Source organism: Burkholderia sp. S-53 (assembly GCF_025560745.1).
Taxonomy (GTDB): domain Bacteria; phylum Pseudomonadota; class Gammaproteobacteria; order Burkholderiales; family Burkholderiaceae; genus Burkholderia; species Burkholderia pyrrocinia.
Genome location: NZ_CP090483.1, coordinates 37,845 through 61,595 on the forward strand (window position 1 = coordinate 37,845; position 23,751 = coordinate 61,595).

The 23,751-nt window shown below is 67.2% G+C and carries 19 protein-coding genes and 1 tRNA gene; 8 read left to right on the plus strand and 12 right to left on the minus strand.

Annotation, left to right across the window (positions count from 1 at the left end):
* The first annotated feature begins 225 nt into the window (after positions 1–225).
* Positions 226–302: transfer RNA gene (locus LXM88_RS05195), tRNA-Val, on the plus strand.
* A gap of 306 nt (positions 303–608) precedes the next feature.
* Positions 609–1,124: a DUF2628 domain-containing protein gene (locus tag LXM88_RS05200; protein WP_262539254.1), complete on the plus strand. Its 516-nt coding sequence runs from the start codon at positions 609–611 to the stop codon at positions 1,122–1,124.
* Positions 1,125–1,241: 117 nt separating this feature from the next.
* Here the strand turns inward: LXM88_RS05200 and LXM88_RS05205 are convergent, their stop codons facing one another.
* On the minus strand, positions 1,242–2,123 hold the full coding sequence (locus LXM88_RS05205; protein ID WP_262539255.1) for a sigma-70 family RNA polymerase sigma factor: 882 nt from the start codon (positions 2,121–2,123) through the stop codon (positions 1,242–1,244).
* Positions 2,123–2,599, minus strand: a complete 477-nt coding sequence (locus LXM88_RS05210; RefSeq protein ID WP_047899397.1) for a carboxymuconolactone decarboxylase family protein — start codon at positions 2,597–2,599, stop codon at positions 2,123–2,125. The genes LXM88_RS05205 and LXM88_RS05210 overlap by 1 nt, the downstream gene beginning before the upstream one ends.
* A 547-nt stretch (positions 2,600–3,146) precedes the next feature.
* Here LXM88_RS05210 and egtB point away from each other — a divergent pair.
* From egtB to LXM88_RS05235, 5 genes are all read left to right on the plus strand, one after another.
* Complete coding sequence (gene egtB / locus LXM88_RS05215) at positions 3,147–4,370, plus strand: ergothioneine biosynthesis protein EgtB (RefSeq protein ID WP_262539256.1); 1,224 nt, start codon at positions 3,147–3,149, stop codon at positions 4,368–4,370.
* Complete coding sequence (gene egtD / locus LXM88_RS05220) at positions 4,354–5,367, plus strand: L-histidine N(alpha)-methyltransferase (RefSeq protein ID WP_262539257.1); 1,014 nt, start codon at positions 4,354–4,356, stop codon at positions 5,365–5,367. Before egtB ends, egtD begins: the two co-directional genes overlap by 17 nt.
* Before the next feature lie 296 nt (positions 5,368–5,663).
* Positions 5,664–5,969, plus strand: a complete 306-nt coding sequence (locus tag LXM88_RS05225; protein ID WP_262539258.1) for a hypothetical protein — start codon at positions 5,664–5,666, stop codon at positions 5,967–5,969.
* Between the two features lie 37 nt (positions 5,970–6,006).
* Positions 6,007–6,261: a hypothetical protein gene (locus tag LXM88_RS05230; RefSeq protein ID WP_262539259.1), complete on the plus strand. Its 255-nt coding sequence runs from the start codon at positions 6,007–6,009 to the stop codon at positions 6,259–6,261.
* 195 nt (positions 6,262–6,456) lie between these two features.
* Positions 6,457–6,831 carry a hypothetical protein gene (locus tag LXM88_RS05235; RefSeq protein WP_262539260.1) on the plus strand — a complete coding sequence of 125 codons (375 nt, stop codon included), beginning with the start codon at positions 6,457–6,459 and terminating at the stop codon, positions 6,829–6,831.
* 255 nt (positions 6,832–7,086) lie between these two features.
* Here the strand turns inward: LXM88_RS05235 and LXM88_RS05240 are convergent, their stop codons facing one another.
* The 8 genes from LXM88_RS05240 to LXM88_RS05275 form a co-directional block, all read right to left on the minus strand.
* Positions 7,087–10,113: a type III restriction-modification system endonuclease gene (locus LXM88_RS05240; RefSeq protein WP_262539261.1), complete on the minus strand. Its 3,027-nt coding sequence runs from the start codon at positions 10,111–10,113 to the stop codon at positions 7,087–7,089.
* Entirely contained in the window at positions 10,113–12,131 is a 2,019-nt protein-coding gene (locus LXM88_RS05245) for a site-specific DNA-methyltransferase (protein WP_262539262.1), read from the minus strand. The genes LXM88_RS05240 and LXM88_RS05245 overlap by 1 nt, the downstream gene beginning before the upstream one ends.
* Positions 12,132–12,466: 335 nt before the next feature.
* A complete protein-coding gene (locus LXM88_RS05250; RefSeq protein WP_262539263.1) occupies positions 12,467–13,597 on the minus strand; it encodes a porin in 1,131 nt (376 codons plus the stop codon).
* A gap of 282 nt (positions 13,598–13,879) precedes the next feature.
* Entirely contained in the window at positions 13,880–14,557 is a 678-nt protein-coding gene (locus LXM88_RS05255) for a response regulator (protein ID WP_262539264.1), read from the minus strand.
* A 12-nt stretch (positions 14,558–14,569) separates the two neighbouring features.
* Positions 14,570–15,937 (minus strand): sensor histidine kinase, encoded by a 1,368-nt coding sequence (locus LXM88_RS05260; protein ID WP_262539265.1) that lies wholly within the window; start codon positions 15,935–15,937, stop codon positions 14,570–14,572.
* An 88-nt stretch (positions 15,938–16,025) separates the two neighbouring features.
* A complete protein-coding gene (locus tag LXM88_RS05265) occupies positions 16,026–16,883 on the minus strand; it encodes an ABC transporter permease (protein WP_096472092.1) in 858 nt (285 codons plus the stop codon).
* 38 nt (positions 16,884–16,921) lie between these two features.
* Positions 16,922–17,719, minus strand: a complete 798-nt coding sequence (locus LXM88_RS05270) for an ABC transporter ATP-binding protein (RefSeq protein WP_262539266.1) — start codon at positions 17,717–17,719, stop codon at positions 16,922–16,924.
* Positions 17,720–17,833: 114 nt separating this feature from the next.
* Positions 17,834–18,838, minus strand: a complete 1,005-nt coding sequence (locus LXM88_RS05275; RefSeq protein WP_262539267.1) for an ABC transporter substrate-binding protein — start codon at positions 18,836–18,838, stop codon at positions 17,834–17,836.
* 506 nt (positions 18,839–19,344) lie between these two features.
* On the opposite strand from LXM88_RS05275, the gene LXM88_RS05280 reads away from it, so the two are divergent.
* Entirely contained in the window at positions 19,345–19,989 is a 645-nt protein-coding gene (locus LXM88_RS05280; RefSeq protein ID WP_262539268.1) for a response regulator transcription factor, read from the plus strand.
* A gap of 8 nt (positions 19,990–19,997) precedes the next feature.
* Here the strand turns inward: LXM88_RS05280 and LXM88_RS05285 are convergent, their stop codons facing one another.
* Both LXM88_RS05285 and LXM88_RS05290 read right to left on the minus strand, forming a co-directional pair.
* Positions 19,998–21,029 (minus strand): fimbrial protein, encoded by a 1,032-nt coding sequence (locus tag LXM88_RS05285; protein ID WP_262539269.1) that lies wholly within the window; start codon positions 21,027–21,029, stop codon positions 19,998–20,000.
* Positions 21,029–23,644: a fimbria/pilus outer membrane usher protein gene (locus LXM88_RS05290; RefSeq protein WP_262539270.1), complete on the minus strand. Its 2,616-nt coding sequence runs from the start codon at positions 23,642–23,644 to the stop codon at positions 21,029–21,031. The genes LXM88_RS05285 and LXM88_RS05290 overlap by 1 nt, the downstream gene beginning before the upstream one ends.
* Positions 23,645–23,751 lie beyond the last annotated feature (107 nt).

Consider the following 23,751-nt stretch of genomic DNA (forward strand, 5'->3'; position numbering starts at 1 on the left):
CCGGTTTCTGCGCTTGATTATCGTTCGCGAACCCGGATCCGGATTCGCGACAAATCCATTATGGCGGAACGCGCACCCGCCCGGTGAGGAGGATGAACCCGGATGCGATCGCGTCGCGCGCGGGGCGAGCATCGGCGCCATCCCGCGCGCAGCGCCGTCGATCGAACAATTTTCACAAAGGGGCTTGTGCTCTGCAAAAACCCTCTCTATAATTCGCGGCTTCTTAGGCTCGTAGCTCAGTTGGTTAGAGCACCACCTTGACATGGTGGGGGTCGTTGGTTCGAATCCAATCGAGCCTACCAACGAACAAAATGAAGGGGTCCGGCAGCGCAAATTGCCTACAGGCAATGCGGCTAGCCAAACATACAAACGCCACGCGGCAACTTCGCGTGGCGTTTTTCTTTTCCCGGCCGAAACAGCGCATGGTGCCCCGATGCGTTGTGCGATCCGCGGCATCGCATCCTTACCCGCATACCGACCCGCAATGCGCACCGAGTAGAATCGTGTGCGCATCGAAGCGCGCTGCACCGCAAGCCGTCTGATTCCCAGCGCACCCAAACCGCATCACAACAAAAACGCGCGATCCGCGCGACTGAGAGCAAACGACCATGTCCGAGGCCACGACCACCACATCGTCCGCGAGCAACGACGAGATCGCCGCTTACGTCGGCAAGAAAGCCGCGTGGTTCGAGCGGAAATGGACGATCGCCGCATCGCGCAAGAACCGGCAGTCCTGGAACTGGGCAGCCTGTTTCCTGGGCCCGGTCTGGATGGCGTATCGATGCATGTACTGGCAGGCGGCCGCCGTGCTGGGCGTCACGCTCGGCATCACGCTGGTCGAACTGCTGTACTTCCCGAAATATTTCGAATCGACCACGCTCGATCCGGTCACCATCGGGATCGCCGTTGCGCTCGGCTGGTGCGGGAACAACATCTACAAGACGCACGTCGAACGCAAGATCGAAAAGCTGCGCCCGAACGCGACGTCCAACGAATCGTTTCTCGCGCTGCTGGAGGCGCAAGGCGGCACGAACTGGCTCGCGGCGACCGGTTTCGCGATCGCGACGCCGCTGCTCGGTTTCCTGATGATCATGATCAGCAACGTCGGGGGCGCGACGCAGTAACCGCGACAACCCGCGATCGGCAAAGCAGGGCGGAGCAGCAGGAAGAGGCGGGCGAGAGGCGTGCGGAGGGTGCCATCGCACACGCGCACGGCAGGCGACGCGCCCCCTGCGCGATCGTCAATGCAGATGCTTCAATTTGTCAGGATTCCGCACGACATAGATCGCGACGATCTTCCCGTCCTCGATCTCGAGCGCCGTCGTCTGCAGCTCACCATCCGATTCCAGCGTAACGAAACCCGGCAGCCCGTTGACGAACCCGGCCCGCACGAGCTTCGACGCGTGCGTGGCGAACAGTTCGGCCAGGTATTCGTGCACCTTCATCACGCGCTCGAAGCCGAACACCGGCTTGCCTGCTGCCGCGCGCTTGCCGCCGCCGTCCGAATGCAGGCTCACGTCCTCGGCGAGCATCGCGCCGAGCGCACGCATGTCGCCGCTGCGCGATGCCGCGAAGAACGCCTCGGCCAGCGCGATCCCGCGCTGCTTCTCGACATGAAAACGCGGCCGCGCCTCGCGCACATGCGTGCGCGCCCGCGCGGCGAGCTGCCGGCATGCGGCCGGGTCGCGCTGGATCGTCGTGGCCACTTCGTCGAACTCGAGGCCGAACACGTCGTGCAGCAGGAATGCCGCGCGTTCGAGCGGCGAGAGCCGTTCGAGCGCGAGCATCAGCGGCAGCGTGACGTCTTCCTGTTCGTCTTCCTCGACGACCGGCTCGGGCAGCCACGGGCCGATATAGGTCTCGCGCTGGTGCCGCGCGGACTTCAGCTGGTCGAGGCACATGCGCATCACCATGCGGCGCAGGAACGCCTCGGGCACGCGCACTTCGGTACGGTCGACGTCCATCCAGCGGATGAACGCCTCCTGCACCATGTCCTCGGCATCCGCGACGGAACCGAGCATCCGGTACGCGACGCGGATCAGCGTGCGGCGCAGCGGGTCGAAGCTCGCGGCCGCGTCGGCCCGTTCTTCGGCGCTGCCCTTGGCCGGATCGAGGTGCGTCATCAGGCCACCATCTTCGCGGCAGCAGCCTTCGCGTCGGCCGGATCGATCCACAGCCCGAAGCCGACGGCAAGCCGGTTCCAGCCGTTGATCACGTTGATCATCAGCGTGAGTTTCACCTGTTCCTCCTGGCTGAAGTGGTCGTTCAGCGCCGCATAGGCCGCTTCGTGCGCGGCGTGGCCCTCGGACAGCCGCGTAAGCGCGTCGGTCCAGCCGAGCGCCGCGCGTTCGCGGTCGGTATAGCAGGGCGCTTCGCGCCACGCGGACAGCAGGTAGATGCGCTGCTCGGTCTCGCCTTGCTCGCGCGCCTCGGCGGTGTGCATGTTAATGCAGTTCGCGCACGCGTTGATCTGCGATGCGCGGATCTTGACCAGCTCGATCAGCGTCGGCTCGAGACTCCCGGCGGCGGCGACCGACACGGTCATCCAGTTCTTCATCAGCGCGGGCGCGGCGGCAAACGGATTGAGTTTCGCAGTCATGGTTCCTTCTCCTTTCGTGTGGGTTCCGGTGATATGACGAGCGAGCCCCCCGCGTGTGTGACATCGACGCGAAAAAAAATTTCGGAGCACACGGGGACGCGGGCCAGCAGGGCGCCGACGACCACGAGCGAACGACGAGACGGCGTTTGTCAGACGAGAGCCCATGCATCGGCGATGCCATCACGATCGCCGCGCGGATGTCATGGGCCGTCAGTAGCCGCAACAGCCGGCATGCGCGTTGCGCCCGCCCGCAAGGCCGCGTCCCGGCACGCGTCGACGGCTTGTCACGCACGCGACACGCGCACAACCAACACTTTCATTTTTCTTTCGAATGCGCTTCGTCGGCATACCGATTCGCAGCATTCACATTTCTGGACCATACTGTTCTGCACGGGCAGATGAAGTGAAGCCGCATCAGCGGCCCGGCGCGCGCGCCGGCTGCCCGACGACGCAGCAGCAGGTCGCTAGTCAGCCGCGCGCATCACGCGCAAGGCTTTCCCTTTTCCGGCAACGCAACGCAGCGAATCGCGACGTGAACGGTAAACCGATGAGCCTCCTTGCATCACAGCTTCAGCGCCGTTTCCAGGACGTGCGCGCCCATAGCGTCGCGTTGACCGCGACGCTGTCCGCCGAAGACCAGGCCGTGCAGTCGATGCCCGATGCGAGCCCGACGAAATGGCACCTCGCGCATACGACCTGGTTCTTCGAAACCGTCGTGCTGATGCGACGCGTGTCCGGCTACGCGCCGTTCAACGACGCCTTCCAGTTCCTCTTCAATTCCTATTACGAAGCGCTCGGACCGCGCCATCCGCGGCCGCAGCGCGGGCTGCTCACGCGTCCGTCGCTCGACGAGGTGCACGCGTACCGGCAGCACGTCGACGCAGCGATGCTGCGGGCGCTGGCCGGCGCCGATCCGGCGCTGCTCGACGCGATCGCGCCCGAGCTCGAGCTCGGCCTGCATCATGAGCAGCAGCACCAGGAACTGATCGTCACGGACATGCTGCATGCGTTCTCGTGCAACCCACTGAAGCCGGCTTTCCGGCCGCGCAACGGGATCGACGGCGACGCGATGGCCGCGGGCGATGCCGGTGCGCAGCACTGGCTGCACCAGCCGGGCGGGCTCGTCGAGATCGGCCACGACGGCGATACGTTCTCGTTCGACAACGAACGGCCGCGCCACACCGCACTCGTGCGGCCGTACGAGATCGCGAACCGGCTCGTGACGAATGCGGAATTCGCGGCGTTCGTCGCCGACGGCGGCTACACGCGCCCCGAGTACTGGCTGTCGGACGGCTGGGCGACGGTGCAGCGGGAAGGGTGGCAAGGCCCCGCGTACTGGATGCCCGACGACGACGATGCGGCCGCCACGCGCGTGCGGCGCACGTTCGGCCTGCACGGCGTCGAACCGCTCGCGCCCGACGCACCGGTGTGTCATGTGAGCTTCTACGAAGCGGCCGCGTATGCGGAATGGGCCGGCGCGCGGCTGCCGACCGAGTTCGAATGGGAAGCCGCGTTCGGCGCGGACGGCATCAGTCAGATGCTCGGGCACGTGTGGCAGTGGACGCGCTCGTCCTACGAGCCGTATCCGGGCTTTCGGCCGCTCGCAGGTGTCGCGGCCGAATACAACGGCAAGTTCATGGTCGGCCAGCAGGTCCTGCGCGGCAGCAGCATCGCGACGCCGCCCGGGCACGAACGGCCGACGTACCGCAATTTCTTTCCGCCGGCCGCGCGCTGGCAATTCACGGGGGTGCGACTTGCGCGAGACGTCTGATCTGACGGCCACGAGCGGTGGCCTGCAACCCGCCCGCGAATCGCGGCCGAGCGCGTTCGAGCGCGACCTGATCGACGGACTGTCGCGCACGCCGCGCAGCATTCCGCCGAAATACTTCTACGATGCGGCCGGCTCCGCGCTGTTCGACCGCATCTGCGAATTGCCCGAGTACTACCCGACCCGCACCGAGCTCGGCATCCTGCGCGATCGCGCGGCGGAGATCGTGCGGCGCGTCGGCCCGCATGCGGACATCGTCGAATTCGGCGCGGGCTCGCTCGAGAAGATCCGCGTGCTGCTCGACGCGTTCGCGGGCAACTACGCGAACGCGCCGGCGCGCTACGTGCCGGTCGACATCTCGGCCGACTACCTGCACGGCGCGGCCGCGCGGCTGCGTTCGGCCTATCCGTGGCTCGACGTCGCGCCGATCGCGGCCGACTACACGAAGGCCGAGCAACTGGCCGAACTGACCGCGACGCCGCGGCGGCGCATCGGCTTCTTTCCCGGCTCGACGATCGGCAACTTCTCGCCGGAAGAGGCCGACGCGTTCCTGCGCGATGCCGCGCGGCTGCTGCGCGGCGGCGGCCTGCTGGTCGGCGCCGATCTCGTGAAGGACGAGCGCACGCTGCATCACGCGTACAACGACGCGCAGGGCGTGACCGCGCAGTTCAACCTGAACCTGCTCGTGCGCGCGAACGCCGAGCTCGGCGCGGACTTCGATCTCGACGCGTTCTCGCATTGCGCGTTCTACGACCGCGAGCGGCAGCGCATCGAGATGCATCTCGTCAGCGACAACGCGCAGACCGTGCACGTGCGCGGCCATGCGTTCCGCTTCGAAGCCGGCGAACGCATCCACACGGAGAACTCGCACAAGTTCACGATCGACGGCTTCCATGCGATCGCGCGCCGCGCAGGATTCGAGCCCGATACCGTGTGGACCGACGCGGACAACCTGTTCAGCGTGCACTGGCTACGCAGCGTCGACGATATCCGCGCGTAACGCGCGCGCCGGCGAACCGCTCGCGCACGGTGCGGGCGGTTCGCACTCCGGGCACACCAGCGCACGCCGGCGCGTTCCGATCGCCCGGTTTCGTGCCGAAAATCCCCTTTTTACCGGCTCGATGCGCCGTTGCAACGGTGTGTAGAACCGCGTCTCTCCCTTGTCCGACAAGGCTTTGCGCGTGCCCGTAAACGTCCGTTACGGGACTCGCATACCCGTTTCACCTGTGTCGGCGCCCCGTGCCTAGACTCCGAACCGTATTCACATGACGCACGACACGTGCAGGGAGTCGCGAGATGAGCAAGAAACTTGTTCTCGGTGCAGTTCTTGGTGTAGCGGCGCTGGCAGCCTCGGGCGTCGCGTCGGCCCACGTCGACCTGTCGGTCGGCATCGGTGTGCCGGGCGTCTACGCGGCGCCGGCGCCCGTCTACGTGGCTCCGCCTCCGCCGGTCATGTATGCGCCGGTCGGCTATCGCGATGACGGTTGGCGCGGCGAGGGCTGGCGTGAGCACGAATGGCGCGAACACGAGTGGCGTCGCCGTGAATGGCGCGAGCACGAGTGGCGCGATCGCGGCGGCTGGCGCGGCGGCCGCTGGGACTAAGCGGTTCGACTGATCACGACAAGAGGAGTGTGAACACATGATGCCCATTCGACACATCAGGCTGTGCGCGACCGCCGCCGTCGTTGCGCTCGCAACGATCGGCAACGCGCACGCGGCGGGCTGCATGAAGGGCGCGGTGGTCGGCGGGGTTGCCGGCCACTACGCCGGGCACCACGCCGTCGTCGGCGCGGTCGGCGGCTGTATCGTCGGCCACCACATGGCGAAGAAGCACGCGGAAGAGCAGGCCGCGCAACACAAGGCCGCCGCGCAGGGCATGCAGCCGGCGCAGTAAGCGCAAGCGACCGGGGCGGCGCTGCGCCTGCCTGCTTCGTTTCCCCGTTCAAGGATGACCGGATGGCGGCGCTATCCGGATTGATCTGACGAATGCATGCCGCACGCATCGTTACGATCATTTACAACGTCGTGTGGCGCGAATCGTGCGCGTTCTTAGAATGCAATCATACGAACGCGCTCCAGGGAGCCCAAAATGAAGCATCAACGATATCTGTCCGTACTGACGGCCGCGCTGCTCGCGCTCGGCACGGTTTCCGCGTATGCGGCTGCCGGCGGCAATGGTGGCGGCAATGGTGGCGGTCATGGCGCAGGCGGCTCCGGCGGCAACGCGGGCGGCATGTCCGGCGGCCACATGAGCGGCTCGGCGCTCAGCAACTCGAACAGCGTGCATGCGGGCGACCGCGACAAGGGCCTGTCGCGCGCGGCCGACCGCTCCGACACGATCGCCGATCGCGCCGGCGTGCAGCCGGGCCACGGTCACACGCATGGGCATACGCATGGCCATACCGCGCATGCGTCGACGTCCACGCATCATTCGCATCACAACGCATTCGGTCGCACGCTGTAAGCACGGCGCACCAATGCGATGGAAGGGCGCTTCGGCGCCCTTTTTTCATGGTGGCAGCGCCACGCCGCTGTCGCGCGAAAACATCACGCCGACCCGATTTGCAACCAGCGGTAACCGCGCCGCGAACGCGCAAGAATACGAATCGCTTTCACGCGGATAACGGACGGGAAATCGACGCGCGCTGCGGGCATCTCAACGGCGCTCGCGCACGGTCTCCGGTCGATAAAAAAGGGCGGCTCGTCGCCGCCCTTCGTTTCAGCGCCCTGCGCCCGCCAGCGGCGCCGCAGGCTCGAACAACGCGTCCGCGTGCCTGACGCGCACGAAGCGTGCCGCACCGTCGCCGTCCACCAGCGCACGGAAATGCGCTTCGCCGCACGCGAGCTTCGCGCGCTCGTGCTCGCTCGGCACGTTGCCGTCAGCATTCGGCGTATCGACGACGAAGTACAGCCGCTCGCCGCCGTCCTGTTCCGCGAGCACGGCCCAGTCCGGGTGATAGCTGCCGAGCGGCGTCGGCACGCGGAACCACGCGGGCAGCTTCGCGTACAGCTTCACGCCGTCGTGCGCTTCGAGCGCATCGGCGAACGCGCGCTCCGCGTCCGTCTCGCACACGACCGCTTCATGGATCGACTTCTGCGCATCGGGTCGCAGGTTGCGCAGATAGCCGGTCAGCGCCTCGCTCTCGAACGATTCGAGCGCATGCACGTGGCGCTCGCCGAGCTTGCGGTACGCGATGCCCGCGACGAGCGCGCGCCGCTTGCAGCGGTTGATCGCATCGGCCGCGACCGCGATGAACTGCTGCGGATTCACGCGGAAATCGTCGAGCCGGCCGCTGTCGGCCAGGATCGTCGCGAGCGAGCGGCGCGTGAGCTGCGTGCGGTCCTGCAGCTCGGTGAGCAGGTCGGGCAGCGGCAGTTCGCCTTCGTCGATCAGCACCGTGCCGGCGCCGGCGACCTCGATCGCCTCGATGCCGGCCTTGCCGATGTCGATCTCGGCCTTGCGCCACTGCAGCCGTGCGCGCGCGATCTCCGGCGCGTCGTGCAATGCGGCCGCGCAGTCGCGCACGAGCTTCGCGTTGTCGAACTCGACGCGGTACACGGTGCGATGACGGATACGGTCCCACAGCGCGCCGAAATCCTCGCCGAACACGACGGCCTTGCCCGACGCATCGCGCCGCAGCGCGATCGCGCGGCGCTCGTCCGCGTTGCGCACCGCGAAGCGGCCCGACAGCTTGCGCAGCGTCGCGACGATCGGCGCACGCAGCATCTCGAACGCGCCCGGCAACACGAGCGCGCTCTGGCGCAGCGCATCCTTCAGCCGGTCGAGCACCTTGCCCTGCGCGTCGACGTAGCCCTGCTCGTGCAGATGGTTCCAAAGCACGCGCGACAACTCGATGCCCAGCGCATGCGCGGGCCCGTCGCCTTCCTGCACGGGCAGCGCCGCGAACTGGTGCTCCTCGACGATCCCGAAACGGATGCCCGTATCGGCTTCGATTTCCTTCTGCAGGTTCTCCGCGAACGACTCGTAGCGCTCGGTCGCGATCACGGTGAGCGTGTTCACGCCGGCGTCGCGCACGCGTTCGCCGTCCTGGTCGACGGCGAGGCGCAGCCCGCGGCCGAGCGTCTGACGGCGCTCGCGTTCGGTCTGGATGTCGCGCAGCGTGCAGATCTGGAACACGTTCGGGTTGTCCCAGCCTTCCTTCAGCGCCGAGTGCGAGAAGATGAACTTCAGCGGCGTGTCGAACGACAGCAGTGCTTCCTTCTCGCGCATGATGAGGCCGTACGCACGCTCCGCGTTCTCGCGGGCCGCGGCGCTGCTCTCGCTCGTGTCGGTCCAGCCGCCCTTGCGGTCGATCGAGAAGTAGCCGTTGTGCGCGCGCCCGACTTCGAGCGCCACGTCGACGCCGTCGAACAGCGCACGATAGGCCGGCACGCGCGCCGCACGCGCATATTCCTCTTCGAAGATCAGCGCGTAGTCGCCCTTCACGGGCATCCCGTTCTCGTCGTAGCGGCGATAGCGCTCGACCGAATCGACGAAGAACAGCGACAGCACCTTCACGCCGCGCTCCGCGAGGCGCAATTCCTTGTCGAGATGCTCGCGGATCGTGCGGCGGATCATCTCGCGCTGCACGGCGAGCGTGTCGATATCGCCGAACGCTTCGCCGAGCGACAGGAACGCCTCGCCTTCCGGATGGCGCAGCTCGACGTATTCGGCGCCCTTCACCGCATGCACTTCGCCGATCCGCAGCCCCGCGTACAGCGCGCGCCTGGTCAGGCGTTCGAGATCGTCGCCGTCGGTGGCCGACACGATCTGGCGCTTCACGCCGGCCGTCGTCGCGACGTCGAGCTCGACGCGCGCACTGATCGCGCCGCGCCGGTTCGACACGCCGACGAGCCGCAGGTACGGCTTGTTGTGCGCATCCTCGACGATCGCCGACGCGATCTCGATCTGCTTGACGAGCTTGCGCTCGTACGCGTCGACCGCGTCGAGCCGGTACACCATGTGGTGACGGTCGACGTGCGTCGCCGAATAGCGCAGCGTGCAGAGCGGCGCCATCGCGGCGAGCGCTTCGCGGCCGCGCCCCTCGAGCCCGCCGTCGACGCTCTGCGGCTCGTCGACGATCACGATCGGCCGCGTCGCGCGGATCAGGTCGATCGGCTTCTCGCCGCCGGTCTTCTCGCTGTCCTTGTAGAGGTTGTTGATTTCCTTCTTGTTGATCGCGGCCACCGTCATCACCATGACCTGGATCGCCGCGCTCGCCGCGAAGTGGCGCACCTGGCCGAGCTTCGCGGAGTCGTACAGGAAGTAGTCGTACGGCACGCCCGCGTACAGCGCGCGGAAATGATCCTCGGTGATCGCGAGCGTCTTGTGCACGCCTTCCTTGATCGCGATCGACGGCACGACGATCACGAACTTCGTGAAGCCGTAGCGGCGGTTCAGCTCGAAGATCGTGCGCAGGTACACGTAGGTCTTGCCGGTGCCGGTCTCCATCTCGACGGTGAAGTCGCGCGAGCCGGGCAAGCCGGACGGCGGCAGCCCGCCGCGCAACTGCACGTCGGCGAGATTGCGCGCGAGCGCGTCGTCGGTCAGCGACAGCCGGTTGCCGACACCCTGTTCCGATACCGCGAAGCCGAGCGAGCCCTGCGCGGCCGCCGTGGTGCCGGGCGCGGCGTTCGCGAGCACGCTGAAGTCGCCGCGATACGATTCCTGGCCGCGAAACAGGTCGCAGACGGCGTCGATCGCCTCGCGCTGGTAGTCGAGATCCGCTTCGAAATGCAGCCGCATCACAGGCTCCGCACGCGCTTCACGCCGTGCTGTTCGAGCAGCGCGGCGAGATTGAGCTTCGCGACGTCGTCGACGAAGCCGCTGTCGCGGAACAGGCACGTGACGTCACGCGACGCGCCGGTCGCGTCGAGCAGCCCGACGATGCCGTCGGCGAGCGGGCCCGCGTCGTCGCGCGAGATGCGCGCATCGAAGCACGCGACGATCGAGCGGCCGATCAGGTGCACGGCCTTGCCGGCGATCTGGTGATGCTCGACCGGCGTGCACAGGTCGAGGCCGAGCTTCAGCGTCAGCTCGGCGAGCAGGTCGTCCTCGGTGCGGCCGGTCTTCACGTGCTCGACGGACGCGAACAGTGCGTGGTCGAAGTCGTCGCGGCGCGGGTCCCACTCGATCACGTTGGTCGTGTCGAGCCGGTATACGCGGAAGCCGAGGTCGCCATAGCTTTCCGGATAGTCGCGCGCGACCTGCTGCGCGGCGCGGCGCAGGCGCTCCTTCGTGACTTCGGCGAGCGTCGCGGGCTTCTTCAGCTTCGCGCAGAAATCGGCCGCGCTCTGCTGGGTCTTGTCGCGGCGGTCGAGCGCTTCGGGCAGTTGCACCATCACGTAGCGGCGCGCGCCGCCATCGGTCGCGTTCACCTGCATCACCGCGTGGCCGGTCGAGCCGGAACCCGCGAAGCAGTCGAGCACGATGTCGTCGCCGCGCGTGCACCAGCCGATCACGGCCGCGGCGAAATCGACCGGCTTCGGCAGGTCGAACGGGATCCCGAGCGTCTTCAGCAGCGCGTCGTCGGAGCCGGCGAACGGCAGCACCGACGGCACGTTCTCGTACATGTTCTCGTCGAGGTAGTAGATCCGCTGCGGCTGCGTGCTTTCATCCGCGCCGAACTCGATCTGGCCGCGCTCGATCAGCGCCTGCATCGTCGCGGGCGGGTTGCGCCAGCCGCGCGCCGGCATCGCGCACGGCTTGCCGGTGACCGGGTGGATCAGCGGCGTGAAATACTCGTCCGGCGCCTTCTTTTTGTTCGGCCATGCCATCGACACGAGGCGGTACACGCGGCCGTCTTCCGACAGCCGGTCGTACATCACTTCGCCGCCCGACAGGCTGGTCTGCGCCTTCATCCACGCGCGGTATGCCTTCTGCGCGTCCTTCGCGTTGCCGCTGCGGTACACCGCGTCATGCGCGGCGTCGAGCATGCGCTGCGCATTGCGCTTCGGGCGCTTGAGCGGCGCCTGTTCGAGCAGCGTCTCGGCGTTGCGCGCGAACAGCACCAGCGATTCGTGCTGGTACGCGACGCCGCGCGCATCGCCCTTCGGGTTGCGCTTGTCCCACACGGCGACGCCGAGTTCGTTCTCCTCGCCGAAGATCTCGCGCAGCATCAGCACCAGCGCATGCACTTCGTGCTCGTCGATGTGCACGGCGATCAGCCCTTCGTCGGACAGCAGCGCGTGCGCGAGCTTCAGGCGCGGATACATCATGTTCAGCCAGTCGGTATGGAACCGGCCGTTCGCCTCGGTATTGGTGCTGCGCTTCGCGCCGCCCTGGGTCTGACCGGTCATCGCCAGGTAGTGGCGGATGCTGTCGCTGAAGTCGTCCGGATAGACGAAATCGCTGCCCGTGTTGTACGGCGGGTCGATGTAGACGAGCTTCACCTTGCCTGCGTAGCTCTTGTGCAGCAGCTTCATCACGTCGAGGTTGTCGCCCTCGATCACGAGATGGCGCGTGTCGTCCCATGCGACGCTGTCGTCGGGGCAGGGGCGCAGCGTGCCCGTCGACGGCGTGAGCGCGGCCTGGCGCGCGCTGCGCTTGCCGTGCCAGTGAAAGCCGTAGCGCTCGTCGGCGTCGCCGACCGTGCGTTCGCCGATCAGCGCCTTCAGCACGTCGACGTCGACCGACGCGCCGTCGGGGCCTTCGGTCACGAGTTCGGGGAACAGCGCCTTCAGGCGCGCGACGTTGTCGGCGGTGAAATCCGTCGACATCGCCTGCGGGCTGGCCGCATCGAGTTTCTGCATCGTCTTTTCCATCGGAGCCCGGCCGCGCGCGCCAGGACGTCGGGCGCGCTCACGGCACCGGCGGCAATGGCCGCCCGGGCAAACCCGAAACGCTAGCGAGTCGGTCGGCGCAGGTCAAGCGCCGATGTGGGCCGAACATGCGCGCATCGGCCGCGATCGCCCGCCGGGCGGGCCGCAAGCGGTTTCGGGCCGGTTGTCGCACGGCCGGCCGGCGGCCGCTTCGCAGGCGTCCCGCGGCACCGCGGCAAGGACGAAAAAAAGGGCACGGTCGGCGCAAAGCGCCGGCGTGCCCGCATGGAGAATCCCGGACGGAGGGTACGGCGGGGCCCGATGGGCCCCGCTCGAGGTCAAAAACGCGTACGGACGCCCGAAGTCAGTTCGAGCTGGTTCTTCGCGCCGAACGTCGACGCCGCAGTGTAGCCGCCATGCAGCTTCATGTAGTCGCCGGCCAGGTACACCTCGGTGCGCTTGCTCAGGTGATAGAACACCGACCCGTAGATCGTCTCCTTGAAGCCGTTGGCGACGCCGTTGGTCAGGCTGAACGCGCCGAGGTTCGCGTTCGGCGTGAAGCCGTCCGCGTTGTTCGCGGCGTTCTTGATGCGCATCTGCTGGTAGCCGAGCTCGTAGTCGAGCGCGCCCTTCGGCGCGATCTTCATCGACACGGTCCACGAATCGTCGTGGCGCTGGCCCAGCGCGCCCTGGTCGCCGTTGTAGCGGAAGTAGCCCGCGTTCAGGCGCACGATATCGAACGTGTAGTTGCCGCCGACCGAGAACGTCTGGTTCCGGAAGCCGTTGTGGTTCACGTGGTTGTAGAAGCCCGACACGTTGAACGGCCCGCCGTTGTAGCCGAGCGCGGCCTGATACGCGGAGCCGGTCGCGAACGACGTCGAGTTGCTGAACTGGTAGCCGGCGCTTGCGAAGATGCCGTTGCTGAACAGCTTCTTCCACGCGATGCCGTTGTTGTAGCGCGTGCCGGTCGGGCCGGCCGCGTAGAAGATCATCTGCTTGAAGTTGTTCGAGTTGGTCCAGCCGCCTTCCTCGGTCGTCAACTTCGCGGAGCCGTACGGGTCGCCGTAGATCGCCGCCGCGTCGCGCGCGATGGTGTTCTGGAAGCCGGCCGTCAGCTTGCCGAAACGCTCGTCCTCGACGCCGACCCACGCGTCGCGGTCGAAGATCTGGCCTTCGTCTTCCATCTGGCCGTTCGCGACCACGAATTCGCTTTCGAGGCGGAAGATGATCTTCGTGCCGCCGCCGATGTCTTCCGCGCCTCGCAGGCCCCAGCGGCTGCCGCTGAACCACGGCTCGCCTTCGTTGCCCATGCCGATTACGTGATTGCCGTTCGCGTCGGCGTGGGTCCGGTAGGTCGGAAAGCTCAGGTCCATCAGGCCGTAGAGCTGCACGCTCGACTGCGCATGCGCCTGGGTGCCGGCGCACAGGCCTGCCGCCGCGATGGAAAGGGCAAGGGTTTTTCGTTTCAAGATCGTCTCCTCCGAGCTGCCGCATTGAAATCTGGTCGTTGGCAGTACGCAATGTATGCCGACTCTTGCCGGCCACAGCGAGAGGGCCGACGCGTAGCATCGTAGAGGGTGCAATCCTTCACGACGCTTTCCCGGACGCAAGAATCGGATCGGTGAAAACACCGAACGCGCAACAATCGCGGATCGGGCAGGCGTGCGGAGGCGAGCCCGCCGGGCGGCCGGCAGGCTTGAATGACGTTTCGCACTACGAATCGAGGTTCGCGGGCGGCGGAGGAACGCCCGTCAGTCCTGCGCGCTCTTCGCGCGCAGGATGTAACCCAGCCCGCGCAGCGTGATGATCTCCGCCGTGCTGCCCGCGAGATGCTTGCGCAGCCGGTGGATATAGATGTCGATCGCGTCGGCGCTCGGTTCGTCGTCGAGCGCGAACACGCTGTCCATCAGCCGCGCCTTCGACACCGTCTTGTTCTGCTGCAGCATCAGCGTTTCGAGGATCGCGTGCTCGCGGCGGCGCAGCGCGAACACGGCTTCGCCGCAGCGGAATTCGCGCGTGCCGAACGCATAGACGAGATCGCCGCACACCAGCTGCGTCGTGCCGACGCCGGCCTGCCGGCGAATCAGCGCGCGAATCCGCGCAACCAGTTCGCGCGACTCGAACGGCTTCACGACGTAATCGTCGGCGCCCGCACCGAAGCAGTCGACCTTGTCGTCGACCGAGCCGTGCGCGGTCAGCATCAGCACCGGCACGTTGTCGTTGCGGCGCCGCAACCGCGCGAGCACTTCCTTGCCGCTGATGCCGGGCAGGCGCATGTCGAGCAGCACCGCGTCGTAGCGTTCGGTCTTCAGTACCGTGTCCGCGCGTTCGCCGTCGCCGACGCTGTCGACCGCGAAATCCTCGCCGCGCAGCAGGTTCACGATCCAGTGCGCGAGTTCGGCGTTGTCTTCGACCAGCAGGAGTTTCATGACGACATCTCTTCAATCGTAAGCGGGCAGCCGCACGGTTACGACAATACCGCGATTGCCGGGCCCCGGTGCAAGCGACACGCCACCGCCGTGCGCCTGTGCGATCTCGCGGACGATCGCGAGACCCAGGCCCGAGCCTTCGGTATCCGCCGACACGCGGTAGAACCGCTTGAACACGTGCGGCCGCGCTTCGGCCGGAATGCCGGGGCCGTTGTCGACCACGTCGAGCACGATCGCGTCGCCGTCGCGCCGTGCGGCGACCGTCACGCAGCCGCCCGGCTGCGTGTAGCGCACCGCGTTGTCGACGAGGTTCATCACCAGCGCGGTCAGCAGGCTGTCGCTGCCCGCGACGTCGAGCCGCTCGCCGAGATCGGCGCCGAGGTCGATGTCGCGCCGCTGCGCGAGCACGATCGTTTCCTCCAGCACGCTCGACACCACGGCCGCGAGATCGACGCGATGGGTCAGCAGCGTCGACGGCGTCGCTTCAGCATGCGCGAGCAGCAGCAGCTTGTCGGTCACGTCGGCCATCTTGCGGCTGCTGCGCTGCATGCTGTCGAGCACCGACGCGAGCTCCGCATCGCCGTGCCCGCGCCGCTGCGCGTACTGGATCTGCGTGTCGAGCACCGCGATCGGCGTGCGCAACTGGTGCGCGGCGTCCGCGATGAAGCGGCGCTGCGTGGCCGTATGCGTATTGAGCCGCGCGATGCACTGGTTGATCGCGTCGACGATCGGCCGCAGCTCGTGCTGCAGCCGCTCGGGGCGGATCGGCTCCAGCTCCATCGGCCCGCGGTCGGCGACATCGTCCTTCAGCTTCATCAGCGGGCGCAGCTCCAGCGTGAGGCCGAGGTAGACGAGCACCACCGCGAGCATCAGCATCAGCGACAGGCGCACGAGCTGCGGGCGCCAGATCGTGTCGACCATCGCGTTGCGCGAGCGCACCGTCTTCGCGACGACGACCGTAACCGTCTCGATCTGCCCCTCGTTGTAAAGCTGGCGATCGTAGACCGCCGCGCGCAGCGGCACGCCGTCGAGCGCCGTGTCGTACAGCGTCGGCTCGACGCTGTGCCGCGCGGGCACGTCGAGCGTCGGCGTGCCGGCGAGCAGACGGTCGTGGCCGTCGATCACTTTGTAGAACACCGAATCGCGCGACGGCGATTCGAAGATCTCCAGCGCGGCCGGCGGCACGTCGGCGACCGGCAGCCCGTTGCGCCACTCGACGTCCTCGCCGATCGTGCGCGCGGACGCGACGAGCGCGCTGTCCTGCACGAGCCCGGCCGTGGTCCGCGCGGTGTCGTACGACATCGCGCCCGCGATCAGCACGAACACCGCGAGCGGCAGCAGCAGCCACCACAGCAGCCGTCCGCGCAGGCTGTGCGCCATCCTGTTGCGCTCCTTCTCTGAAATGCCGAACCGCGCCGGGGTCGCCGGCGCGGTCGGGTGTGTCGTGTCAGGCGTCCGGACGCTGCGTTCAGAACGCGGCGGGGCGCCACTTCAAGAGCCGTTTCTCGAGCCAGGTCAGCAGGTAGTCGGCGGCCAGCGCGACTACGGCCAGCACGATCATCGCCGCGAACACGCCGCTCGCGTTGAACGCGCCCTGGGCGGTGGAGATTAGCAGGCCGATGCCTTGCTTGGAACCCAGGAATTCGCCGACGACCGCACCGACCAGCGCGAAACCGAAGCTCACGTGCAGGCTCGCGAGAATCCAGCTCAGCGCGGACGGGATCACGACCGCCGTGGTGATCTGCCGGCGCGACGCGCCGAGGATCTGCGCGTTCGCGATCAGGTAGCGGTCGGCTTCGCGCACGCCCTGGAACGCGTTGCCGAACACGACGAAGAACACCATCACGACGGCCAGCGCGATCTTCGACGCCATCCCGAGGCCGAGCGCGATCACGAAGATCGAGCCGAGCACGACGCGCGGAATCGAGTTCGCGATCTGGATATACAAGCCGAACACGTCGGCCATCAGCTTGTTGCGGCCGAGCACGATCCCGCAGATCACGCCGGCAACCGAGCCGATGATGAAGCCGATCCCGGTTTCCTCGAGCGTGACCCATACCTGCGTGAGCAGCGGGCCCTGCGATGTGCCGTTCACGAACCAGTCCTGGATCTGCGCGAAGATCAGCGACGGCATCGAGAAGAAGAACGGATCGATCCACTTCAGCCGTGCGGCGAGTTCCCACCCGCCCAGCACGATGACGAGCACGGCGATCCGCAGCGTGACGATCAGGTTGCGCCGGCGGCGTAGCCGGCGTTGCGCGGCGCGCTCGTCGTCCTCGAGCGTCGTCGCCGGAATGGCGGTGGGGGGAAGCGTCATGTCGGTCATGCTCCTGTCCTTGCTGTCCTTGCCGTGCGGCGTATGCGTCAGCCGATCTGCACTTCTTCGCGCAGGTCGTGCCAGATGTCCTTGGAAATTTCGATGAAGCGCGTGTCGTAGCGAATCTCCGACGTGACGCGCGGGCGCGGCAGGTCGATCTCGTACACGCGCTTGAGCGTCGCCGGGCGCGCGGTCAGCACGAACACGCGGTCGGCGAGCGCGATCGCCTCTTCGAGATCGTGCGTGACGAACACGACCGAGCCCTTGTTCGCGGACCAGAGCTGCAGCAGCTCGTCCTGCATCAGCGTGCGCGTCTGCATGTCGAGCGCGGAGAACGGCTCGTCCATCAGCAGGATTTCCGGCTGGTTGATGAAGGTCTGCGCGAGCGCGACGCGCTTGCGCATCCCGCCGGAGAGCTGGTGCGGGTAGTGCTTGGTGAACTTGTCGAGGCCGACCTTGCGGATCCATTCCTCGGCCTGCGTGTACGCGACGTCCTTCGAGCGGCCGCGGAACAGCGGGCCCGCCGCGACGTTGTCGATCACGTTGCGCCACGGGAACACGGCGTCGGCCTGGAACACGAAGCCGATACGCGGGTCGATCCCGTCGACCGGGCGGCCCATCACGCGAACTTCGCCCGACACGGGCTTGAGCAGCCCGGTGATCAGGTTGAGCGTCGTCGACTTGCCGCAGCCGGTCGGCCCGACGATCGCGATGAACTCGCCGCGTGCGACGCTCATGCTGAAGTCGCGCAGCGCGACGGTGGCCTTGCCTTCCGGCGAAATGAAGCGGCACGACACGTTGCGAAACTCGATCGCCGGTGTGCTCGGGGAGACTGCCTGATTCATCGCATTCGTCCTGCGGGTGAAGAGGGCGTCGCATCGTGACGCAACGCCGGGCCGGTCAACCGGGCCGGAACGGGGAACGCGCGGCGGCGGGATCGCCGCCACCGGCGCCGCTGCTTACTTCGCGTTCACGAAATCGTTCGTGTAGGTGCGCGCCAGGTCGATGTGCTTGCCCTTCACCGACGGGTTGAACGCCGACAGCACCTTCAGCACGGTCGCCGGGCCGTCGGCCGGCATCTTCGCGTCGGCGGTGAACATCGGCAGCGACGCCTTCAGCGCGCTCACGTACAGCGCCTTGTCCTTCTGGTAGTCGGCCGGCATCTTCGCGGCGATGTCGTCGGCGCTGTGCGTGTGGATGAACTGCATCGTCTTCGCGAACGCGTGCGCGAGCTTGGTCGCCTGCTCCTTGTGCGAATCGGCCCACGCCGACTGCACGTACAGGCTCGCGGCCGGGTAGGTGCCGCCGAGCGCCGCGCGCGTGCCGTCGAGCGTGCGCAGGTCGACCAGCACCTTCGCGTCGCCCATTTTCTCGAGCGCGGACACCGTCGGCTCGGTCGTCATCCCGGCGTCGATGCGGCCCTGCTTGATCGCGGCGATGAAGCTCGCGTCGGCGCCGACCGGCAGCATCGTGTACTGCGTCGACGGCACGCCGTGCGCGAGCGCGAGGTATTGCGTGAGGAAGCTCGTCGACGAGCCGAGGCCCGTCACGCCGAGCGTCTTGCCCTTCGCGTCGGCCATCGACTTGAAGGTCGGCGCGGCCTTGGTCGACACCATCTCGACTTCGCCCGGCACCTGGCCGAACACGGCGATCGCCTTCACGTCCTTGCCCTTGCTCTGCAGGTCGATCGTGTGGTCGTAGAAGCCGACGACGCCCTGCACGGCGCCCGCGAGCAATTCGTTCTCGGCGTCGACGCCGGCCGGCTGCGACAGCAGCTCGACGTCGAGGCCTTCGGCCTTGAAGTAGCCGAGCTCCTGCGTGAGCCGTGCCGGCAGGTAGATCAGCTTCGCGATCCCGCCGACCATGATCGTGATCTTGCCGCCGTCATCGGCGAAAGCGGGGGCAGCAGCAAGCGCGCAGCTCAGGCTGGCTGCAACGGTGAGGGTGCGCAGGATGGGTCGCATCGGGTCGTCTCCGTTCGTTGTATTCGTGGCGCGATGCTTGCTGCATCGTCACGACGAGTATAGGGAGACGAAACCTTCCGCTACCTTTCGCGGGCCGGCGATTCCTTTAGGGGTTTTCCAGCAACGGGGGGCCGGAACGGGGTGACGGCGGCATGCGACGGGTACGCGCGTCGCGCGGCGGCGCGGTCGCGCGCGATCCACGGCGATCCGGCGCAATTTCGTACCGGTAGTTGATCTATCGGATTTGAATTAGGACGAGTTCGATAAATACGAGAAAAATGAATAGGCAGAATCGCTATTCGCCTGCCAAGGTGGTTTTTCATTGCGACGTACGCATAAGATCCTTGTTTGCGAGAAATTCAATCAATAATAAATACACTTTCATTAAATAATCATGGGCGTTAAAGTCGGGCGTGACGCACGCTTCGGTTCTTTGAGTGTTGTTTCATGCAGTCACGCCGTATCGACAGGCGTCGTCAGGTTTTTTGAAAAGCGCAATTCGAGATATGAAAACAATAACCGTCGCCGTGGCCGACGACCATCCGGTAGTCCTGGAATCGCTTGATCGACTGTTGCAGCGGCATCCGCCTTTTCGCCTCGTGCATACGTGCCGCAGCGGCACGGAACTGATTGCCGCGCTGACGCAATCTCCCGTCGATATTGCCGTGGTCGACTATTCGATGAGCCGAGGCGAGCAGCCGCTCGACGGCCTCCCGCTGCTGCGCAGGCTGCGTGATGTCGCGCCGCGCACGCGCTGCGTGATGTTCACCGCGCACTCGAATCCTAGCGTGCTTGTGGCCGCGCTAAAGCTCGGCGTCGCCGCGATCGTCAGCAAGGATGACGCGCTCGCCGAGATCGTCGGCGCGTGCCGGCGGGTCGGTACGGCCCACGCGCGTTACCTGTCGCCGACGGCGCGGGCGGCCGTCGAGCGCGGCAAGGCGGGCGCGCTCGTCGGCCAACCGGCGCTCACGGCGCGGGAGCTCGAAGTCGTACGGTTATTCGCATCCGGGCATACGCTGCAGGACATCGCGAAGCAGCTCGGCCGTTCGGTCAGCACGGTGTCGACGCAGAAATACACCGCGATGCGCAAGCTGCAGGCCGATTCGAACACCCACCTGATTCGCTACGCGTACGAAAACGGGCTGATCTGACGGCGCGGTCATTTGTACGTGACCGTGAAGGTGGCCGAGCCGTTCGCGACGCCCGGCTTCGCTGTCGCACCGGTCTGGTAGTAGCGGGCCGACAGCGGCACCGAGAAGGTCGCGGACGCCGACGGCGACGCGCTGACCTTCCACGGCGTGCCGAGCTCGACGGACGTGTCGTCGCCCTTGAGCAACTGGATGCCGACACCGGAGGCCGTGCTCGTCGACGACAGCGCCAGCACGCCTTTCGATGCATCGACTGCCTTGCCGTCCAGCGTCAGGTTGACTTCGAACGCGCCCGCCACGCCGGTATCGCAGCGCAGGCCGATCGCGAAACCCTTCGATTTCGACGTCGAGCCGGCGCCCGAGCCGATGCCCGACGACGCATTCAGCGTATGGGTCCCGAGGTCGACCGACACCGACGGGGTGGTCGTCGTGCAGGTCGTCGGCTGGAACGAGATGTTGTCGAAGCCGTACATCAGGTAGCGCGTTGCGTCGGCGGTCGAGTTGTTCGGACCGCCGATCAGCGCCGTCAGGACCGACAGCACCGGAAACGGCTTGGCGACCGACGGTGTCGCGCCGCTCTTGACCAGCTCGACGTCGACCTTGGCGGTGACGGCAGTCTTCCCGATCGACTTGATCGTCGTGCCCATCGGCAGCGACGACGTGCCGTGGCCGCGGTTGCCGTCGTAGGTCACGTAAAGCGCAAGCCCGTTGGCCGTCAGGTCCGGGTCGTCCGCCCATCGATACAGCGTGGCCTCGACGGCCTTGCTTCCGGGTACCTTCATCCAGCAACTCGCGGCGATCTCGATGCCTTCCTTGCTCCACAGCACGGTGCCGATCGGGGCGTCCGCCGCAATCTTGAAGCTGGACGGCAGCTCGCCGAGCTTCGACGACGACGTGTTGATGCAGGTGGCCGTGGACGCGTGTGCATTGCCGACGCCGGCCGCGCACAGCACCAGCGCGCCGAGCGCCATTTGAAGGCCGGCGCCGCGATTTCCGTCGCGAGCGCACGGGTGCGGGCTTCGATTCATTCTGCGGTGTTCCATCACGATTCTCCTGCCGGGCTACGCCGGACCTCGGGCGCGGTGCGCGCCGGTCCGCCGGGCGCGTCCGCGGGTGGGTTGTCCAGTTCGCAGGGCGCTTCGATGCGCTCGATACCGATCGGCGCCGCGCGTTGCTCCAGTGGTGGCAGCGCGACCCGGATCGTGCACCGCCACGCATCGGCGTGCCCCCATTTCACGGTCAGCGTGTCGTTCGGCTCGGATAGCCGGGCGTAAACCTGGCCGCCCTGCGACACGATCCCGACGTTGTTGCCGCGCCCGTCGAACACCGGCGCGCCGAACGGCAGTTCCGTGCCCGCCGGCGCTGCCGCATGGATCAGCAGCGGGCGGCCCGTCACCGTCGGATAACGCAGCATCACGATCGCCCCCTGGCGCGGCGCGACCTGCTGGCTCGTCGTCTGCAGCTCGACGTCGGCCGGCAGGCCGCGCGGGTCGATCTCGACCTGGTTCACGCGATATGGGCTCAGGTACGGTACGACCGCGTAGCCGCGGCGGTCGAGGCGGACGCCGCTGTAGCCGGCCACGGATGCCCCGCCGGCGGCCGGCGCCGCGACGACCGCCATCGTGTCGGACGTATACGGAACGGCCGTCACACCGCCCGGATGGGCGACGATCGTGCCGCTGACGCCGAGCGACCCCGACCCGTAGTCGTTGCCCTTGCCGAGCATCCCCTGCAGCGCGGCAACCGGCGTCCGGTACTGGCCCGACACGGTGCCCGCGTACGTCGCGTCGGCATTGCGTGCCGCTGAAACCGAGTAATTGCCTTCGTATCCCGCGCCGACCAAACCGGTCGCGGTTGCTGTCGATGAGAAGCCGTTCAGGCTGTCGCGTGCGGCGTAGACGCTCAGTCGCGGCGCCCGCGCGCTCGCCCCGAGCGGCACCGACACGCTCAGCATCGCCTGCGTGTCGGCGTTGCCGCCGGACGCGAGCGAGCGGTTCACGGATACCGTGTAGTCGAACTGCCGGTAGCGGTTGCTGTAGCTGACCTGGAATTGCGTGTCGGTGCCGCTGCGTGTCCAGTAGTTCTGCGTGTAGCCGCTCACGTACAGCTGGCCCCAGCGCTCGCCGAACGGCTGTGAGGCGGTGACCGACACGCGGTTGCGCGCGCGCCACGCGGGCCGCGCGGCCGCGCCGGTCAGGTTGCGTTTCGCGTTGTCGACGAACGAGAGCGCATTGCCGAAGTCGAGGTACCCTGACGACGAGAAGCGATAGGCGGCTACCGACAGGTTGCTGTTCGTCGCGTCGATCGTCTTGCTGTACGTGACACGCACGCTCGACCCGCGCGTCCGCTGCCCGTATGCGGACGTGAACGCGCCGGATACATCGAGCGCCAACGCGCCCAGCGGCGTGTTGAACGCGCCGCCGGCGAGCACGTTCCGGTAGTGCTCGTTCGCGAGCACGCCGCCGTACAGCGTCAGCAGGTTGTTCACGCCGCGGCTGTAGGTCGCCTGCACCACGCGCGGCGTGTACGACAGATCGACGTTGCGTACAGTGCCCGCGACGAAGCCGAACCGGCTGCGCCCGGGCCGCAACGACTGCGCGACCGCCGCGTACGGCACGCTGAAGGTGCGCTCGCTGCCGTCCGCCTCGGTGACGGTGACGACGAGGTTGCCGCCATAACCGGTCGGGAACAGGTCGTCGATCACGAACGGACCGGGCGGCACCGCCGTGTCGTAGATCACCGCACCGTTCTGGCGGATCTTCACGCGAGCGCTGGTGTTTGCGATGCCGCGCACGACCGGCGCGTAGCCGCGCTGCGAATCGGGCCACATCCGGTCGTCGGTCGCGAGCTGCACGCCGCGGAACGCGAACGTGTCGAACAGCTCGCCGGACGTGTTCGCGTCGCCGATCCGCACACGCGCCGTCAGCGCCGACAGGTCGCGCTGCACGTAGGTATTCGCCACGCTGTAGTGGCGGCCGCCGTGCTGCTGCCAGTTCAACGCGCCGTCGTGGCGGAAATACCAGCCGCCGACGTTGATGCCGGCATTCAGGCCGACGTACGCGGTGGTCGCGCCTTGACCGTGCGCGACGTTGCGGTACAGGTTCGTGTTGTAGCCGACCCAGCCGGCCGTCACGCCGTCGTCCCACCGTGACGGATCGACGTAGCCGCGCGCCGAGCGCCGCAGCAGCGCCTGCGGGATCTGCACGTCGAGGCGCGCCGCGCCTGCATCGAACGACGCGGTTGCGCCGGGCAGCAGCGCTTCGAGCGGCTGGCATGCATCGGCCGCATCGAGCAGCGCGAGCGCGCCGGGTGCGAACCGTCCCGGGTCCGCATTGAACTTGTCCAGCAGCGGGCGGCCGATGCAGACCTGCGCGACGTCCGGGCGCACCTCGCGTACCGTCACGTCGTCGCGGCCGAGCATCATGCCGTTCAGGTAGATATCCGAACGATACTGGCCGGGCCAGACCGGATTGCCGTGCTCGTAGCGCGACAGGTCGAGCCCGCCGGGCGGCGATGCGACGAGGTCGGGGTTGAAGCGCACGGCGCCGGCGCCAGTCCCGGCCTCGCCGATCCTCGGCGGCCGGTCGTCGGCGGGTTCGGGTTCGTGCTCGCTTGCGGCGGCGCCGAGCGGCAGCGCCGAACACGCGAGCAACGCCATTGCGTACGATCGGCGCGGGACGGGCACGGCCAGGCGGGCGCACCACCTCGTTGCACGGTCAGCGCGTTCCATGAAATTCGCTCCAGATACTCGAATTGAACGTGTCG

Excerpts from the sequence above, each read along its gene's own strand:
- LXM88_RS05200 (WP_262539254.1), top strand. The coding sequence starts at position 609 with ATGTCCGAGGCCACGACCACCACATCGTCCGCGAGCAACGACGAGATC.
- LXM88_RS05205 (WP_262539255.1), bottom strand. The coding sequence starts at position 2,123 with ATGACGCACCTCGATCCGGCCAAGGGCAGCGCCGAAGAACGGGCCGAC.
- LXM88_RS05210 (WP_047899397.1), bottom strand. The coding sequence starts at position 2,599 with ATGACTGCGAAACTCAATCCGTTTGCCGCCGCGCCCGCGCTGATGAAG.
- egtB (WP_262539256.1), top strand. The coding sequence starts at position 3,147 with ATGAGCCTCCTTGCATCACAGCTTCAGCGCCGTTTCCAGGACGTGCGC.
- LXM88_RS05225 (WP_262539258.1), top strand. The coding sequence starts at position 5,664 with ATGAGCAAGAAACTTGTTCTCGGTGCAGTTCTTGGTGTAGCGGCGCTG.
- LXM88_RS05230 (WP_262539259.1), top strand. The coding sequence starts at position 6,007 with ATGATGCCCATTCGACACATCAGGCTGTGCGCGACCGCCGCCGTCGTT.
- LXM88_RS05235 (WP_262539260.1), top strand. The coding sequence starts at position 6,457 with ATGAAGCATCAACGATATCTGTCCGTACTGACGGCCGCGCTGCTCGCG.
- LXM88_RS05240 (WP_262539261.1), bottom strand. The coding sequence starts at position 10,113 with ATGCGGCTGCATTTCGAAGCGGATCTCGACTACCAGCGCGAGGCGATC.
- LXM88_RS05245 (WP_262539262.1), bottom strand. The coding sequence starts at position 12,131 with ATGGAAAAGACGATGCAGAAACTCGATGCGGCCAGCCCGCAGGCGATG.
- LXM88_RS05255 (WP_262539264.1), bottom strand. The coding sequence starts at position 14,557 with ATGAAACTCCTGCTGGTCGAAGACAACGCCGAACTCGCGCACTGGATC.
- LXM88_RS05260 (WP_262539265.1), bottom strand. The coding sequence starts at position 15,937 with ATGGCGCACAGCCTGCGCGGACGGCTGCTGTGGTGGCTGCTGCTGCCG.
- LXM88_RS05265 (WP_096472092.1), bottom strand. The coding sequence starts at position 16,883 with ATGACCGACATGACGCTTCCCCCCACCGCCATTCCGGCGACGACGCTC.
- LXM88_RS05270 (WP_262539266.1), bottom strand. The coding sequence starts at position 17,719 with ATGAATCAGGCAGTCTCCCCGAGCACACCGGCGATCGAGTTTCGCAAC.
- LXM88_RS05275 (WP_262539267.1), bottom strand. The coding sequence starts at position 18,838 with ATGCGACCCATCCTGCGCACCCTCACCGTTGCAGCCAGCCTGAGCTGC.
- LXM88_RS05280 (WP_262539268.1), top strand. The coding sequence starts at position 19,345 with ATGAAAACAATAACCGTCGCCGTGGCCGACGACCATCCGGTAGTCCTG.
- LXM88_RS05285 (WP_262539269.1), bottom strand. The coding sequence starts at position 21,029 with ATGGAACACCGCAGAATGAATCGAAGCCCGCACCCGTGCGCTCGCGAC.
- LXM88_RS05290 (WP_262539270.1), bottom strand. The coding sequence starts at position 23,644 with ATGGCGTTGCTCGCGTGTTCGGCGCTGCCGCTCGGCGCCGCCGCAAGC.